Raw genomic sequence first — 15,027 nt, 5'->3', positions numbered from 1 at the left:
GCCTATGGCCGTGTCGGCGCAGCAACCCAATGCTGGTGCGGCCGGTGGCGCCGCTGCCGGCGCGGGAACCGGAGCCGTTGGTGGAGCCATTGTCGGCGGGCCGGCCGGAGCGGCCGTCGGGGCTGTCGGTGGCGCTGCGGCGGGGGCGATCGTCGGCGGCATCGCGGCCGACCGGCGCTCCGAGTTCCGCACTTATGTGACGGAGCAGAAGGTGCCGTCGGTGGCCTATCGCGAGAAGGTCGTCGTCGGAGCGACGCTTCCCCAAACCGTCACCTATCGAGAGGTCCCGGAGCGTTTCGGCAAGACCCAGTATCGCTACACCGTCGTGAACGATCAGACGGTGCTGGTCGAGCCGAAGACCCGCAGGATCGTACAGATCATCGAATGATCGGCAGATAGACGGGAAAGGCCCGCCATCGATGGCGGGCCTTTCCTTGTGACTGAAGCTCGACCTGGGCAGGCGGCCCTCGTCCCTGTCGCAATCAACCTCCCGGCAGGGCAACCCGCCAGACCGTATTGCCGACATCGTCGGCGACCAGCAGGCCGCCCCGCCGGTCGACCAGCACGCCGACGGGACGCCCCCGTGCCTCGCCCTTCTCGTTCAGGAACCCGGTGAGGATCTCCTGCGGCATCCCGGCTGGCTTGCCCTCACTGAAGGGGACGAAGATCACGCGGTAGCCGACCGGGCGCGAGCGGTTCCATGAACCGTGCTGGCCGATGAAGGCGCCGCCCTGATAGCGCGGCCCGAGGCGGCCCGGCGGCACGAAGCCCAGCCCGAGGGAGGCGGTATGTGAACCCAGCGCGTAATCTGGCTTGATCGCCTTGGCGACCAGTTCCGGCTTCTGGGGCTCGACGCGCCTGTCGAGATGCTGGCCATAATAGCTGTAGGGCCAGCCATAGAAGCCGCCGCGCTTCACCGAGGTCATGTAGTCCGGCACCAGATCGTCGCCGATCTCGTCGCGCTCGTTGACCGCCACCCAGAGTTCCCGGGTCACGGGGTTCCAGTCGATCCCGACAGGGTTGCGCAACCCCGTCGCAAAGAGCTGCGTCGCTCCCGTCGCCGGGTCGATCTCGAGCACGGCCGCGCGCCGCTCCTCCTCGGCCATGCCGTTCTCGGCGACATTGGAGTTCGAGCCGACGCCGACATAGAGCTTCGAGCCGTCCGCGCTGGCGGTCAGGCTCTTCGTCCAATGGTGGTTCCGGCCGGCAGGCAGGTCGGCGACCTTCACGGCTGCGCCCGCGCTTCTGGTTTCGCCTTGCCGGTAGGGGACGCGGACAAGCGCATCGGCATTGGCGATGTAGAGCTGGTCGCCGATCAGGGCCATGCCGAATGGCGAGTTGAGGTTCTCCAGGAAGACGCTCTTCGTCTCGGCGACGCCGTCGCCGTCACTGTCCCGCAGCAGCATGATCCGGTTCGCGCTGAGYGTCTGCGATCCGGCCTTCTTCATGAAGACGCCCTGCACCCAGCCGCGGATGCCGCCGCTCTTCTCCGCCGGCTTCGGTGGCGCGTCGCTTTCGGCCACGAGCACATCGCCATTGGGGAGTTCGTAGAGCCAGCGCGGATGCTGCAACCCGCTGGCGAATGTGCTCACCTGGCCGCCGCTGGGCGTGGTCGGCTTCTCCCCCAGCTTCCAACCGATCGCATCGGCGATCTTCACGGTCGGAAACCATGTCGTCCTGGGCTCGGGCAAAGTCGGGTTGGGGCCGTAGCCGGCCTCCTCGGGCAGGGTGGAGCGACTGTCGCAAGCGGCGAGCATGAGCGCCGAGGCCGCGACGCTGGCGATGAGCATGACGGGGCGCTTGATCGCCATATGCGGTTCTCCTCCCTGGCTGCGGGAAGCACTGCCCGCCCGCATCATGGGGTGAACGTCAAACCCCGTCACTTTGTTCGCGATGGCTTGGTTCGCGACGGCCCCGGGCCGCGTCCTCGACTGAGATCGCGGTGGAACGGATCAAACCGCGCGACGTTACCCCTGGACGCCTGTCGGTGATGACACGGAAATGGAGACGAGCGATGCGCCCAGACACGAACCCGGCGATTGAAAGCCTCCGTAAGGAGCAACACGCGCAACGCAAGGCTGGGCGCGAAGTCACAGCAGATCAGCAACTCGACAAGGCGCTGAAGGAGACATTTCCGACGAGCGATCCGATTGCCGTCCAGAGCCCGGCGAAGCCGGGTGCGCCCCGTCAGCGGCGGCAGTAACGCCGTTCAACGCACAGGGCGAGACTGTCCTGGTGCGGTCGTCTCATGGTTTGCAGAAGGGAAGACGCATGCGCGCCCTCGTTCATCTCGTCGGGTTATGGCTGGCTCGCGACATTGCAGAAGGAAAGTACCCCAGGCAGTTTGCCGTTCCGCTCGGGTTCCTGATCGCACGGTTGCGGACACCGCCCCTGATGATCGCGGTGTTCGGCTGCGTGCTGGCCAAGCTCGCCATGGACCGGCGCGGACGGAGCGCCAAGCGGGCACCCGCGCGGTCCCGCTGAGGCCGCCGGCGCCCCGCCATTCAAGGAGGCGGAGCCCGCGTCAGTTTTTGCACTTGCATTTGAGGGGGCGAAGCGCTCACTTCTCGTCGAGGGGAAGGTCGATGCCGTTCCGCTCGATTGTCGCCACGCCAGAAGAGGTCRCCGTCATCGTAGCGGCGTTCGAGACCGCGTGGGGCCAGATCGACGCACGCGGCGAGATCGATCGACAGAGAACGTCCATCCAACGGGAACGCCTCGGCTATATCGTGGTCGGGCTCTGGGATGCCGGCGGAGCCGGCCAGCTCGCGGAGCGGGCCGTTCAGCAATTCGACGCCACCGCGGCGAACGCGCCAAGGCTCCCACGAAGCACAACGCCCCCGGTTGACAGCCGCTGACCGCGGGCGGCAGTGCTCGCTCGACCATCCCCCGCATTCACGCCAGGCGGCCATCGGCATGCGATCAGCCGGGCGCCAGGGCGAGGTTCAGTGCGCCTTGGACACGTGCTCGGGTTTGCCCTTGCGCTTGGTCGAAGCCATGTCGTGCAGCTCCTCTTCGGTCATCGACTTCGCCATCGACTTCGACGCGCCCTTCAGCTCGCTGGTTTTGATCTCGCCGCGCTTGGCGGCGAGCGCCGCTCCCGCGGCCTTCTGCTGGGCTTTGGATTTCGCCGGCATGATTGCGCCTCCTTTGAAAGGTCGGACCGAGATCAACTGCCGGGCCGCGTCTGCGTTCCCGGCCGGTTCAGCGATGCTGGGGCTCTGGCGCGCCCGCAGGAGACATGGCGGGAACAACTGCTGACGCTGCGGGTTATCCCGGCATCTCCCAGGGACCCCAAGATCTCTGAGTTCCAAGGCACTGCCCGCCGCTCCGAAAGGGGGGCGGGCTTTTTGTCGGCGACCGAAGAGCTTGCATTTTTGAGCGCGATGGCCAGATTTTCGATGTAGTTTGGTGTTGGGGGAGCGACCATGCCATTCTCATCGCTCACGGATCCGGTGGACATTGCGCGCGCCCAGGCGGCCTTGGATGCGGCCTGGGAGGCCATCAGGCCAGCCCTTGATGAGGGCCACGACCTACAGCTCGAACGAGAGCGATTGGCCTATATCGTGGCGAACCTGGTGATGATCGCCATTGATGATGAGGACCTGGCAAGGCGTGCGCTGCAAAAGTTCAGGGCCCACGCCTAACGCGTCATCATCGTCTGCGGGCGGGCCAACTGCACGCGGCGTCTCATCGAAACTGGCGAAATCTTCGAGCCGGCGCGAATGTCCGGGCAGGCATGGAGCCGGAGGCGCCGTCATGTGTTTGTGGGGCGTCCCGGCGCCGCAATCMCCTTCCGGCGTCATCACGGCCTGAGCCCCGCCGCTTCTGCCGGAACGGCGGGCACTGGTTTGGCCATCGGCCGCTCCATCCCGCTATCGCATGGCGGGTTTCGCCAGCCCATCGGTCCTGCCGGGTGGGGATGCCTTCAGAGCCGCCCGGCGTTTCGAACCGAGGCGGCCGACCAGATCGCCGACGAACAGGACCTCATACCGCTTTCAAAAATGAATGCCGGCGAGCGCGGGTGGCGCGCTCGCCATAGGGCACGGGCTGTCCGGACGTGCCCGCCTATTGCGGGTTCGTCGCAACCGACAGCGTTGCGCCCGCCTGCTGTTGCCGCGGGAAGCGCGGCTGGAGCTGGTCTTCCGGATTGACCGGGAAGGGGAAGCCAAGGACCGTTGACCGGCCGCGAACCCGGTTCTGCGCCTGGCATTTCTTGACGCATTCCGTGGCTGGCGGAGCGACCTCGACCGCATCCTCGCCCATCACCTGGCCCATGCGACCGCCACTCGCCACGTCCCAGCGGGATACGCCGCCGCAATGACGCACGGTCGCGGGGCTGGTGGGGACGCGGGTGGCGATCAGGTTCACGCAATCCGGTTCCGACCTGCGCGTGGCAACCTGAGGGCTGTCCCTGCCGACGAACTTGCGGGAGAAGTTATTGCCGAAATTGACGCGGGCCGGGACGGTGACCGTGATGTCCTTGTAGGGAACCTCGTCGCYTTCCCGGTTCCGGAAGTTGCGATTGTCGAAATAGAACGCCTTCAGCTGAGGGTTGGCGCCTTCCGCCAGGATATGGGTGAAGAGGGTCGGCGTTCCATCTTCGCGTTCCACCTCCATCTGGAATATGCCGCCAGTCGCGCAGTCCTTTGCCTGGATCTTCATGCTGAGGTTTTGGCCCGTTCTCCCGATCTCGATCTCGGTCTCCTTGATCTCGACGGTGAGTGAACTGGTCAGCGACAACCCGCGATGGTCGGGGAGCTTGCTGGCGAAGACCGGGGTCGGCACTCCTCCCGTGATGTCGAGGGGATTTGGCGCACCGGTTAGCGTGAAGTTGCGGATGCCGAGGGTCGCCGAGTCGACATCGAATTGGGCATATTTGCCCTGCACCCGAAAACTCGTCCCAAGAGCGCTGGCGGGGAGGGTGGCATTCTGAGTGCGTCCCAGCACGGTAAAGCCGCCGCCCTCGCACCCTTCCGATGACGCGGCCTGGGCTGCGCCTGCTGCKAGGAGCAGCGGCAGCGCGACCAGCGCGGCGGTCCCCAGATGACCGCTCGCGCGACCGTTCTCACCCGCTGTCCGCGCGCAGGGCGTGGTGCGAAAATGGCAAATACGTCGCATGACCATGAGTAGCCTCCCTGGGTTTTATGATTGGCAGTCCCGATTTGGAGCGGATGCGTATTCCAGCAGTATCGCTCGGCCGGGAGACCCAGCCTAATACRCATTGGATGACGTCGTGTTCGCGGTCTTCTTCGCAGATGCGTGAAGGGCTTCTGGGGCCTGCGAACCCTACACCGGTGAACCTGACATTTACCTGACGCGACCTGTCAGGTTGCGCGTGCACCAGGGCAATGATTGGCCAAGCCAGCGAAACGCGTCACGGACACGTCCGGCGCGGGCCACGCGTAGCTCCTCCGCAACTGGCAATTACTGCTGGGCGAGGCTATCCTCGGCTTACGAAATCTTACGCGGTTCTCAAATCCATGGATGCCAGGCAGAAGCGGCACGCTTTCTTCTTCGCGCTGATCGGGAGTTTCCGCGTGATGTGGCCGGTTCTCTCCGGTGTGCTCGCGACCATGCTCGTGCCGGGGTTTCTGATCGGGCGCATCGAGGACTGGGGTTTCGGCGACTCCCTCTATTTCACCTTCGTGACCGGCTTCACGATCGGCTATGGGGATTTCACGCCGACGCATTTCAGCTCGCGCATGCTTGCCGTCGTGATCGGTTTCGCCGGCATCGTGATGACCGGACTTATTGCGGCTGTCACTGTCGAGGCGCTGCGAGCGACGGAAGTCGAGCCGCCCGAGCATAAATAGGGGTCCGCCTGCGGCTGCCTGGCTTCCGGAGGCGAATGCGAGCTCAAGGGGTCGCGTGCGAGCATCGCCGTGGGCGGAATGACCGCTGTCACGCCGGCCCCCGACGTCCGGGCTGGCTGCGCAACGGCGGCGAGCCGATTGTCCCCCGGAATCGCGACCGCCTGATCCGACGCGCGATTTCGATTTCGGCTGCGCCGCGACGCAGCCGGGATACAATGGCTCCGCGTCCTTCCCCTACCATTCAAGCCATCGGGAGAAGAGCCATGCCCGAGCAGATCGATCACCCGCGCAGGAATGTCCTCGGCGCCCTGGCGCTCGGAGCCGCACTTGCCCCGTTCACTGCGATCGGCGGTGCCCGCGCCCAGACCAGTCCACCCTCCGTCACACCTGCGGGCAGCGCGGGGCAGGGCGTGCAGGCCTCGTTTGCTCCGCTGAAGCGGATCGTGGCGGGCGTTCTCGAGGTCAGCTATGCCGAGGCCGGCCCGGCGGATGGTCCGCCGGCGCTGCTGCTGCATGGCTGGCCCTATGACATCCACAGCTATGTCGAGGTTGCTCCTCTTCTCGCCGGGGCCGGCTACCGCGTAATCGTGCCCTATCTGCGCGGATATGGAACGACGCGCTTCCTCAGCGACGGCACGCCGCGCAACGGCCAGCAGGCGGCCCTGGGCCGTGACCTCGTCGCCTTGATGGACGCCCTGAAGATCGAGAAGGCGGTCCTCGCCGGCTATGACTGGGGCGCCCGGACCGCCAATATCGTCGCCGCGCTCTGGCCGGAGCGCTGCAAGGCGATGGTCTCGGTGAGCGGCTATCTCATCGGCAGCCAGGAGCTGAACAAGGTACCGCTGCCGCCGAAGGCCGAACTGCAATGGTGGTACCAGTATTATTTCGCCACCGAGCGCGGGCAGGCGGGGTACGCGAAATACACGCATGACTTCGCGCGCCTGATCTGGGAGCTGGCCTCGCCGAAATGGGCCTTTGACGACGCAACCTTTGCGCGCTCGGCCACCGCCCTCGACAACCCCGACCATGTCGCGATTTCGATCCATAATTATCGCTGGCGCCTCGGCCTGGCCGCGGGCGAGCCGCAATATGACGAGCTGGAAAAGAAGCTCRCTGCCTTTCCGACGATCGGCGTGCCGACGATCACCATCGAGGGGGATGCCAATGGCGCGCCGCATCCGGAGCCTGCCGTCTATGCGAAGCGGTTCACCGGCAAATACGAGCACCGGCTCTTCACCGGCGGCATCGGCCATAATCCGCCACAGGAGGCGCCGCAGCCCTTCGCCCAGGCGGTGATCGCCGCCGACAGGCTCTGACGGCCGCATGATCGGGAGCCCGCTGCTTTGCCGGCCTCATGGGGCGGAAACGGGCTCCATGGTGCGAGCGCGCGCGATCGAAGGCGGATTCCTGCCCTGAATCCKGGCATCGCGCCCCGAATGGCGCCGGACTGCGCAGAGCGCTGTCGCGGCCCCATCGTAAGTATAGATTCGTGGTCTGACCTTCGCCGCACKGATTGAGCGACCATCATCTCTACAATTCGCGGCGCCCTCCAGCTATCACCGGCACGGTATTTCTGCCGCAATTGCGGCATCGGGGGAGGTCGGCATGTATCTACCGCGTCTGACCAAGGGTTTGCGGCTGCGGGAGGCGCAGCGTGCTCTCGAAAACCGGCTCGAGATCGTCAAGGCGCTGTCGGTCGGCGAGATCACCAAACGCGATTTGCTGCGCTGGGGCTATTTCACGGCGGGTGGCCTGCTGATCGCGAAGAATGGGTTGAGCCCCTTCGCCAGGAGCGCCTACGCCCAGGTGCCGACAGGCGCGCCGCGAAGCCCGACCTTCGGTGTCGACAAGTTCCATGACCTGATGCCGCGCCCGGAGGTGCTGAAACCCGTGCCGCTGACGCGCATGGCGAATGGCGATGCCGCCTGGGGCGGAGCCTCGGGCGCCCAGGAGCTGCCGGCGAAGAATTTCTCCTACCACACCGATTTCACCAGTTCAGGCGGTGGGCTCTACCGCAACCCGGTCACCAATGCGGGGCCGTTCGAGGGCCGCCCGCCCGGTGAGTTCTTCGCGCATCAGCGCTGGGAGGAACTCTATCCCAAGAAGGGCTATCTGCTCTCGCTCGGACAGGTCAAGGCCGGCTGCTATTTCTGCGACGGCATGCCGGAACAGGCGGCGACCTCGATGTGGACCTTCGGGCCGCGCGCACCTGGCCGGGAAGGGCGGACCGCCGGCTTGCGCACCGGGATCGGCCAGCCGACCCTGATCAAGGCGCGCTATGGCGAGCCGATCCTGACCCGGATCTATAACGATCTGCCGGTCGACCGGAGGAAGAATGGCGGCTTTGGGCGCAACGAGATCTCGATCCATCTCCATAACGCCCATAACGGCGCCGAAAGTGACGGCGCCTGCAACGCCTATCACTTCCCCGGCACCTTCTACGATTACCACTGKGGMATGGCGATGGCCCGGCGCGACATGCCCAATGTCTGGCCGACCGGCGACCGCGACTATGCCCGCAAATGCTCGGGGCCCGATGACCGCGAGGGCCTGGTCCAGGTCCCCGGCGATTTCCGCGAGATCCAGAGCAGCCTCTGGTTCCACGACCATCGCTTCTTCTTCACCGCCGAGAACGTGCACAAGGGCATTTTCGGGCTGTGCAATATCTATAGCGGCCCCGATCGCGGCCGCGAGGACCTCAATGACGGCATCAACCTGCGGCTGCCTAGCGGCTCGCAGCTGAAATGGGGCAATCTCGATTTCGACGTGAATCTGGCGGTCTCGAACCCCGCCTTCGACGCCAATGGCCAGGCCCGCTTCGACATCTTCGACACTGACGGTTTCCTCGGCGATATGCTCTGCGTCAACGGCACCTATTACCCCTATTTCGAGGTGCTGCCGCGGCGCTACCGCTTCCGCATCCTGAATGCGGCGATGGCGCGGTTCATGAAGCTGGCGCTGGCGGTCAACAAGAGCCGGCGCTTTGCGCGCATGACCAATGTGCCGTTCTACTTCATCGCCAATGACGGCAACCTGCTGGTCAACCCRATCGCCCTGACCGAGACCGACGAGATGGGCGTGGCGGAGCGCTTCGACATCGTCGTCGACTTCGCCGCCTTCGAGCCCGGCGACAGCGTCTATCTGGTCAACCTGCTGAAGCAGACCGACGGGCGTCTCCCCAAGGGGCCGGTCTCGATGGCCTCGGCCTTCAAGGGCGATGACGACGATCCGTGCGTTGGTCCCTTCCTCGAGTTCCGGGTGGTGAACCAGCTTCAGAGCGTCGACAACCCCGGCAAGCTCTACAATGCCAGCAGCCCGCTCGATGTCGACCGCAGCGCCAATTTCGCCGATCCCGATTGGCGCACGGGCACGAAGACGCTGACGACCCAGATCCCGATCGTGGCACCGGTCCGTGAGCGGGTGATCGAGTTCGGACGATCCGGCACCGGCGATTCACGGGGCGCCGACGGCCAGTGCATCCCTGAATGCGGCGACATCGCGAGCTTCCCCTGGACGATCAAGATCAATGGCGAGAACGCGCATTCGCTCAATGCCAACCGGATTTCGATGCTGATCCCGAAGCCGGGCGAGGTCGAGCATTGGACGCTGATCAATGGCGGTGGCGGCTGGGATCATCCCATCCACCTGCATTTCGAGGAGGGCGTCACCATCGATCGCGGCGGTGCGCCGATCCCGGCGACGGAGCGGCTGGCGCGCAAGGATGTCTGGCGGCTGCGGCCCTCCGGCCGGGTCAAGTTCCAGGTGCGCTTCGGCGAGTTCGGTGGCGCCTATGTCAGCCACTGCCACAACACGGCGCATGAGGATTTCGCGATGCTGCTGCGCTACCAGATCCAGAGCGAGCAGCCGGGCGATCCGAATTTTCGCGGCCAGCCGCAATACCAGCTGACGATGACGCCGATCCCGACGCCGAACGGCGTGGTCTGGAAGCAGCCCGAGGTCTTGCCGGAGGGCGATCCGCGCAGCACGCGCTTCGCCAGCGCTGGCTGAGGGCTCCTAGCATCGGCCCGAAAAGTGGATCGCGGTTTTCGGGCCGATCCAAAGACAGCCATGGCAGCCGTCGCCCTTGGTGACGGCTGCTGTTCTACGGGCTGCGCCCTAGCGCTTGAGCGGCGTCTCAGCGATCACACGCAACCCCACGGAATATTTGTTGAAAAGCCTCTCGCGGTCATAGACCTTGTTCATCCGTTCTTCCGCCAGGTTGTCGCGGATATCCGCCTCCTTGACGAAGCGCGCCAGCGGATGGGCTGCGGCGCGCCGGATATAGTCCACGTATTCCTCGCCGTCGCGACGGGTCAGGGCTTCGAGCGCAGACAGGATCTCCTGGGAGAAGCCCTCGCGGTGAAGGTCGTGGAGGGTCCATTTCGAATCCTGCACGACATCGTGCAGCGCCGCGATAATCGCCGATTCCTCGTTGCCGCCTGCCAGGAAGCGCGCCATCAGCCGCATCGGATGGGCGATATAGGGTGCGCCGGTCTTGTCGAGCTGGCCGGCGTGAGCCTCTGCCGCAATACCGATCGCTCGTTCCAGGGTAGCCATCGTTCACTCTCCTCCGATGCCACAGCTTAGGCCGTAAGGTGCCCGGCAAGAAGGTGGCAAGTGATCGGCACCAGGGCGTCTCCAAGAGGTCCGTCTCAACCCACCGACCAGCCAGGCGCCGGGTGCCAGAGACATCGAACCCTGCATTCCATCGAGCAGAAGCCGAAAAATCCCGTGTTCCTACGACAAGGGGTCTATCGCCAGCGCCACAAGGTCGCGAACCTCTTCGCCAAGCTTAAAGACTGGCGACGCATCGCCATAGATTACGACTGATACGCCCCCATTTTCTTCTCGGCCATCTATCCCGCCGCAACCGTCATCGTCTGGCTCCAATCAACGAATTCTGAGTCTAGTCGTACGACAAACGATGCAAGACTAAGTGCCGGATTGCGCAAGTGCCGATCTCGGGCAATCGTTTGATCCGGCCCGAATGATCAGGCTGCGGGGGGATTGAGCAGGGAGATCGCGTTATGAACGTGGCTGCGCAAGCACCGGGGGCGGCTGACGCGCCCCGACCGATGTCCAGAGAAGAACGCAAGGTCATCATCGCCTCGTCGGCCGGCACGGTCTTCGAGTGGTACGATTTCTACCTCACCATCCCGCTCGCCGCGAACATCGCCGCCAGTTTCGTGCCCGGCGACAACGATACGGCGAAATTCATCTTCGTGCTCTTCAGTTTTGCAGCCGGTTTCGCCGTGCGGCCGTTCGGCGCGCTCGTGTTCGGCCGAGTCGGCGATTTGATCGGCCGCAAATACACCTTCCTCGTCACCATGACGATCATGGGCCTCGCGACCTTCCTCGTCGGCGTCCTGCCTGGCTATGCCACGATCGGCATCGCGGCCCCGATCGCCTTTATCATCTGTCGCCTGCTACAGGGCCTGGCGCTCGGCGGCGAGTATGGCGGCGCCGCGACCTATGTCGCCGAACACGCCCCGCAGGGCCGTCGCGGTTTTTACACGAGCTGGATTCAGATCACCGCAACCTTCGGCCTCTTCCTGGCGCTGGCGGTCATCCTGGGGCTGCGCTTCAGCATGTCGACCGAATCTTTCAACGCTTGGGGATGGCGTGTGCCGTTCCTGCTTTCGATCATCCTGCTCGGCTTCTCCATCTGGATCCGGTTGCAGCTCGCTGAATCGCCGGCTTTCCAACGCATGAAGGAAGAAGGCAGCCAGTCAAAGGCCCCGCTCACCGAGGCGTTCGGCACCTGGTCCAACGCCAGGATCGCGATCATCGCGCTCCTCGGCGGTACGGCGGGCCAGGCCGTCGTCTGGTATGCTGGGCAATTTTATGCGCTCATCTTCCTGACGCAGACGCTGAAGGTCGACGCGACCACGACCTACCTGATCCTGGCCTTGGCGCTTTTGCTCGGCACACCCTTCTTCGTCTTCTTCGGCAGCCTATCGGACAAGATCGGCCGCAAGCCGGTCCTGCTGGCTGGATTGCTGGTCGCGGCGCTGAGCTATTTCCCGCTCTTCACCAAGATCGCTACCGTCGCCAATCCGAAGCTGGTGACCGCGACGGAGAGTGTGAAGATCGACATCACCGCCGATCCCGCAACCTGCGGCTCGCTGTTCGACCCGGTCGGCGTGCGCGTCTTCACTGCGCCCTGCGACCTCGTCCGGCGCACGCTCGCGTCGACCTCGATGCACTATGATCTGAAGCCCGGCGCGGCCGGCGCACCGGTCGCCGTCAAGGTGAATGGGACCGATGTCGCCAATCCCGGCGAGAAGGCAGGCGCCGCGGTCGTCGATGCGGCTTACGCCGCCGGATACCCCAAGGCCGGCGATGCATCGATCCTGAAGGTTCAGTCGCTGGGAGCCCTGTTCGCGGATAGCCGGGCACTGACTCTTGTCGGCCTGCTGTTCCTCCTCGTTATCTTCGTGACGATGGTCTACGGGCCAATCGCCGCGCTGCTCGTCGAGCTCTTCCCGACACGCATTCGGTATACGGGCATGTCGCTGCCCTACCACATCGGCAATGGCTGGTTCGGCGGCTTCCTGCCCCCCACCGCCTTCGCCATCGTGGTGGCCACCGGCAACATCTTCTCGGGCCTCTGGTATCCGATCATCATCGCGATGATGACCTTCATCATCGGCCTGATCTTCCTGCCGGAGACCAAGGATCGCGACATCTACAAGATGTAGCGGCCACCAACTCGGGCTTTGCGCCACGTATGGAAGCCCCGCCTCGCCAGGCGGGGCTTTTCGACGGTCATTGGGCGAACCCGGCTTCACTGACGCCGTGCGAGTGATCTCCAAGCCCGGGCCGGGCGCACGGGCTGCGGCGGATGTCAGGCCCGATCGCCGCTACCATGTCACGCGCAGCCCGACATTGCCGCCGAAGCCCCGGCTGTGGTTCGAATCGGCATTCGTCAGATAGCTCGCCTCGGCGTAGAGGCTGATGGCTTGCGTGACCTGCGCGGTGACGCCGCCGCCGATTTCGAATGCGGTCGCGCCGCGTTGTGTCGTGACGAGGTTGGTGTCGAACAGCGTCTTGTCGTTGCCGCCGAAGCTGCGCCAGAGATTGGCGGTGAGATAGGGTCTGATCTCGGTCGTGCCCCAGAGCAGGCTGCCGCGCAGTCGCGCGCCGATCCTGCCCGTCAGCGCGTCGCTGCTGTCCTGGCTGATCGCGGAAAACAGATCCCGGGTCTGATCGAACGATGTGCGTTGCCAGATGAGCTGGCCCTGCGGCTCCAGGATAAGGCCGCCGCCAAGCGCGATCGGGTAGCCCGCCTCGACCGAGCCGGTGAAGACCGTGCCATCGGCGTCCGACCGGATGCCGCGGTCGGAACGGGGCGTGCCATTGAGCCAGCTGTTCATCAGGACGGTGTCGAGATACCAGCCGGCCGGTCCGACATGGGTCCAGTAGGCGCCGACGCTGTAGGAATCGAGCCCGAGCTTGCCGGTGGAGGCGCGCAGCTGCCCAAGGGCGAAGCCGCGGACATCGCCCTCGGCCCGTCCATAGCCGAAGAAGGCGCCGAAACGGTCGCGATGGCCGCTTTGCCAGTCGACGCCGTAAAGATCGAGGCCGGTCTGCAGGCCGATGATGCTGCCCTTGAACTCCGGACTGACATCGCCCGAGAAGCGCTGCTCGCGATGCTGGCCGAAGACGCGTCCCCAGCCGGCAGAGGCGATGCCGGTTCCCCGCAGCAGGTCCTGGTCGCCCTGGCGCTCGTGGAAGGTGCCGAGCGTACCGAGCGCCAGCATGCGCGGTCGCGGGCGTGATCGCGTTGGTCGCGACTTCCGGACGATAGAGCGCAACCACCGGCCCGTCCGGGCTTGCAATCGTCGGCGCGCCCGGCGACGGCGCCAGGATGGCATTCTCGGCGCCTGCAGCCAGTTGTGGCTGCGGCACCACGGTTGTCGGTGGGGGCAGGGTGGAGCGGAGATACCAGTTCTGCTCGGTGCCGGCCGCGATGCCGCCGCGATAGAGCGCGTATTCGAAGGCGCCGGCCGCGATCGGCCCGGCCTGGCTGAAGGCTCCAGCTGCAGTCGTGCCGCCGTTCAGGGTGTCGACCACCTTGATGCCGCTGCCGAATGTCGGAGCGCCGGTTCCGCCGAGGTTGAGGATCGTGATTCGGGTCTGCCCGCTCGCCGAGCCGCCGGAGATGATCAACTGGTCCGATGGCGAGGCGCTGTCTCCCAGCACCGTCTGCAACCGCATCCGCGCATTCTGGCCGGCATAATTCCCGATGATCGTGAGGCTGTCGCTTGCGGCGGCCGGGCCGTTGGTCAGATCGATCGTGCCGGCATTGGTGACCGTCACCAGCTGGCCCGGCGTGAAGGGCGCGATCGCATGCACTCCATTCCCGGCGAAGACAGTGCTGGTCGCATCGATCGACAGCGTGCCCGTCCCGGTTCCGGCGTCGCCGAGCGTCAGTGTGCTGGCAAAAGTCAGCTGCGAGTTGTTGGTGAGCTCGAACAGCTCCCAGTTGATCAAACGCGCGACGCCGGTGGCGCTCGTATTGTTCCAGGTCAGCCGATCGATGCCGGGGGCGCCATCGATGATGGCCGTCGGGACGATATTCGCAGCCGTCAGGCCGGTGAAGACGGCCACGTCGTTGCCCGCGCCGAGCCGGAAGCCGGTTTCGAGCACGCCGCCGCCGGTCCAGTTCACCGTGTCGGCTCCGGTGCCGCTGAGCAGGAAACCGCCGACGCTGCCCCCGGAGATGGTGAAGACGTTGTCGCCATTGCCGAAATTGACGAAGCCGCCGATGCGCCCGCCGGACAGGTTGAGCGTGTCGTTGTTCTGGGCCGCCAGAACGTTGGTGACGATCAACCCGCCAGACATGGTCAGCACATTGTTGGCGAGCGTCATGTCGATCGAGCCGATCTGGCCGCCGGTGACCGTGACGAAGTCGCCTTCGTTCAGCCCACCGGTGATGACGCCGCCGGACACCGTCGCGAAATCGAGTTCGCCGCCCTGGTTGACGTTGCTGTTGATCGTGCCGCCGGCCATCACGAAGCGGTCGACGCCATCGCCGAGGCCGCTGCCCTGGTCGACGGTGCCGTTCACCAGGCCGCCGCGCATGATGAAGGTATCGGCTCCGTTGCCCTGGCTGACATTGCCATTGATGGTGCCGGAATTGTCGATGATGAGCGGCGCGTTCCCCGTGCTGACGATATCGCGGCGCGTTCCCCGTGCTGACGATATC

Annotated in this window: 15 protein-coding genes and 1 pseudogene; 10 read left to right on the top strand and 6 right to left on the bottom strand. The window is 65.2% G+C overall.

The window, feature by feature from the left end; all coding sequences use genetic code 11:
• The first annotated feature begins 4 nt into the window (after positions 1-4).
• Complete coding sequence (locus tag AC1DJT_RS23230; protein WP_476834949.1) at positions 5-388, top strand: DUF1236 domain-containing protein; 384 nt, start codon at positions 5-7, stop codon at positions 386-388.
• Positions 389-482: 94 nt separating this feature from the next.
• On the opposite strand, the gene AC1DJT_RS23225 is transcribed toward AC1DJT_RS23230, so the two are convergent.
• A complete protein-coding gene (locus AC1DJT_RS23225; RefSeq protein ID WP_476768211.1) occupies positions 483-1,811 on the bottom strand; it encodes a PQQ-dependent sugar dehydrogenase in 1,329 nt (442 codons plus the stop codon).
• 131 nt (positions 1,812-1,942) lie between these two features.
• Here AC1DJT_RS23225 and AC1DJT_RS23220 point away from each other — a divergent pair, with 131 nt between their 5' ends.
• From AC1DJT_RS23220 to AC1DJT_RS23210, 3 genes are all read left to right on the top strand, one after another.
• Positions 1,943-2,203 (top strand): hypothetical protein, encoded by a 261-nt coding sequence (locus AC1DJT_RS23220; protein ID WP_441506827.1) that lies wholly within the window; start codon positions 1,943-1,945, stop codon positions 2,201-2,203.
• Between the two features lie 68 nt (positions 2,204-2,271).
• Positions 2,272-2,484 carry a hypothetical protein gene (locus tag AC1DJT_RS23215; protein ID WP_441506826.1) on the top strand — a complete coding sequence of 71 codons (213 nt, stop codon included), beginning with the start codon at positions 2,272-2,274 and terminating at the stop codon, positions 2,482-2,484.
• A 101-nt stretch (positions 2,485-2,585) separates the two neighbouring features.
• A complete protein-coding gene (locus AC1DJT_RS23210; protein WP_476834948.1) occupies positions 2,586-2,858 on the top strand; it encodes a hypothetical protein in 273 nt (90 codons plus the stop codon).
• Positions 2,859-2,945: 87 nt separating this feature from the next.
• On the opposite strand, the gene AC1DJT_RS23205 is transcribed toward AC1DJT_RS23210, so the two are convergent.
• On the bottom strand, positions 2,946-3,137 hold the full coding sequence (locus tag AC1DJT_RS23205) for a DUF3008 family protein (protein WP_441492280.1): 192 nt from the start codon (positions 3,135-3,137) through the stop codon (positions 2,946-2,948).
• A gap of 291 nt (positions 3,138-3,428) precedes the next feature.
• Between AC1DJT_RS23205 and AC1DJT_RS23200 the strand changes: the two genes are divergently transcribed.
• Positions 3,429-3,647 carry a hypothetical protein gene (locus AC1DJT_RS23200; protein WP_441506824.1) on the top strand — a complete coding sequence of 73 codons (219 nt, stop codon included), beginning with the start codon at positions 3,429-3,431 and terminating at the stop codon, positions 3,645-3,647.
• Positions 3,648-4,068: 421 nt separating this feature from the next.
• On the opposite strand, the gene AC1DJT_RS23195 is transcribed toward AC1DJT_RS23200, so the two are convergent.
• Entirely contained in the window at positions 4,069-5,127 is a 1,059-nt protein-coding gene (locus AC1DJT_RS23195; protein WP_476834947.1) for a hypothetical protein, read from the bottom strand.
• A gap of 356 nt (positions 5,128-5,483) precedes the next feature.
• Between AC1DJT_RS23195 and AC1DJT_RS23190 the strand changes: the two genes are divergently transcribed.
• The 3 genes from AC1DJT_RS23190 to AC1DJT_RS23180 all read left to right on the top strand — a co-directional run bounded on the left by AC1DJT_RS23190 (position 5,484) and on the right by AC1DJT_RS23180 (position 9,824).
• Positions 5,484-5,816: a potassium channel family protein gene (locus AC1DJT_RS23190; protein WP_441506822.1), complete on the top strand. Its 333-nt coding sequence runs from the start codon at positions 5,484-5,486 to the stop codon at positions 5,814-5,816.
• A 263-nt stretch (positions 5,817-6,079) separates the two neighbouring features.
• Positions 6,080-7,132: an alpha/beta fold hydrolase gene (locus AC1DJT_RS23185; protein ID WP_476834946.1), complete on the top strand. Its 1,053-nt coding sequence runs from the start codon at positions 6,080-6,082 to the stop codon at positions 7,130-7,132.
• Between the two features lie 289 nt (positions 7,133-7,421).
• Positions 7,422-9,824: a multicopper oxidase family protein gene (locus AC1DJT_RS23180; protein WP_476834945.1), complete on the top strand. Its 2,403-nt coding sequence runs from the start codon at positions 7,422-7,424 to the stop codon at positions 9,822-9,824.
• Between the two features lie 108 nt (positions 9,825-9,932).
• Here the strand turns inward: AC1DJT_RS23180 and AC1DJT_RS23175 are convergent, their stop codons facing one another.
• Complete coding sequence (locus tag AC1DJT_RS23175; protein ID WP_476768215.1) at positions 9,933-10,373, bottom strand: HD domain-containing protein; 441 nt, start codon at positions 10,371-10,373, stop codon at positions 9,933-9,935.
• A 518-nt stretch (positions 10,374-10,891) separates the two neighbouring features.
• On the opposite strand from AC1DJT_RS23175, the gene AC1DJT_RS23170 reads away from it, so the two are divergent.
• A complete protein-coding gene (locus AC1DJT_RS23170) occupies positions 10,892-12,517 on the top strand; it encodes an MFS transporter (RefSeq protein ID WP_441506818.1) in 1,626 nt (541 codons plus the stop codon).
• Positions 12,518-12,679: 162 nt separating this feature from the next.
• Here AC1DJT_RS23170 and AC1DJT_RS23165 read toward each other — a convergent pair whose 3' ends face one another.
• Both AC1DJT_RS23165 and AC1DJT_RS23160 read right to left on the bottom strand, forming a co-directional pair.
• The gene (locus AC1DJT_RS23165; protein ID WP_441506817.1) at positions 12,680-13,579 is read right to left on the bottom strand and encodes an autotransporter family protein; all 900 of its coding nucleotides are present in this window, start codon (positions 13,577-13,579) and stop codon (positions 12,680-12,682) included.
• A gap of 187 nt (positions 13,580-13,766) precedes the next feature.
• Positions 13,767-14,138 (bottom strand): annotated as a pseudogene (locus AC1DJT_RS23160) (autotransporter outer membrane beta-barrel domain-containing protein); the annotation flags it as partial.
• Between the two features lie 30 nt (positions 14,139-14,168).
• Between AC1DJT_RS23160 and AC1DJT_RS23155 the strand changes: the two are divergent.
• Positions 14,169-15,020: a hypothetical protein gene (locus AC1DJT_RS23155; protein ID WP_476834944.1), complete on the top strand. Its 852-nt coding sequence runs from the start codon at positions 14,169-14,171 to the stop codon at positions 15,018-15,020.
• Positions 15,021-15,027: the final 7 nt, after the last annotated feature.

Source organism: Allobosea sp. 05T422_2 (genome assembly GCF_056396265.1).
Note: the sequence above shows the minus strand (reverse complement) of the source record. Positions and strands in the feature narration are given on the sequence as shown.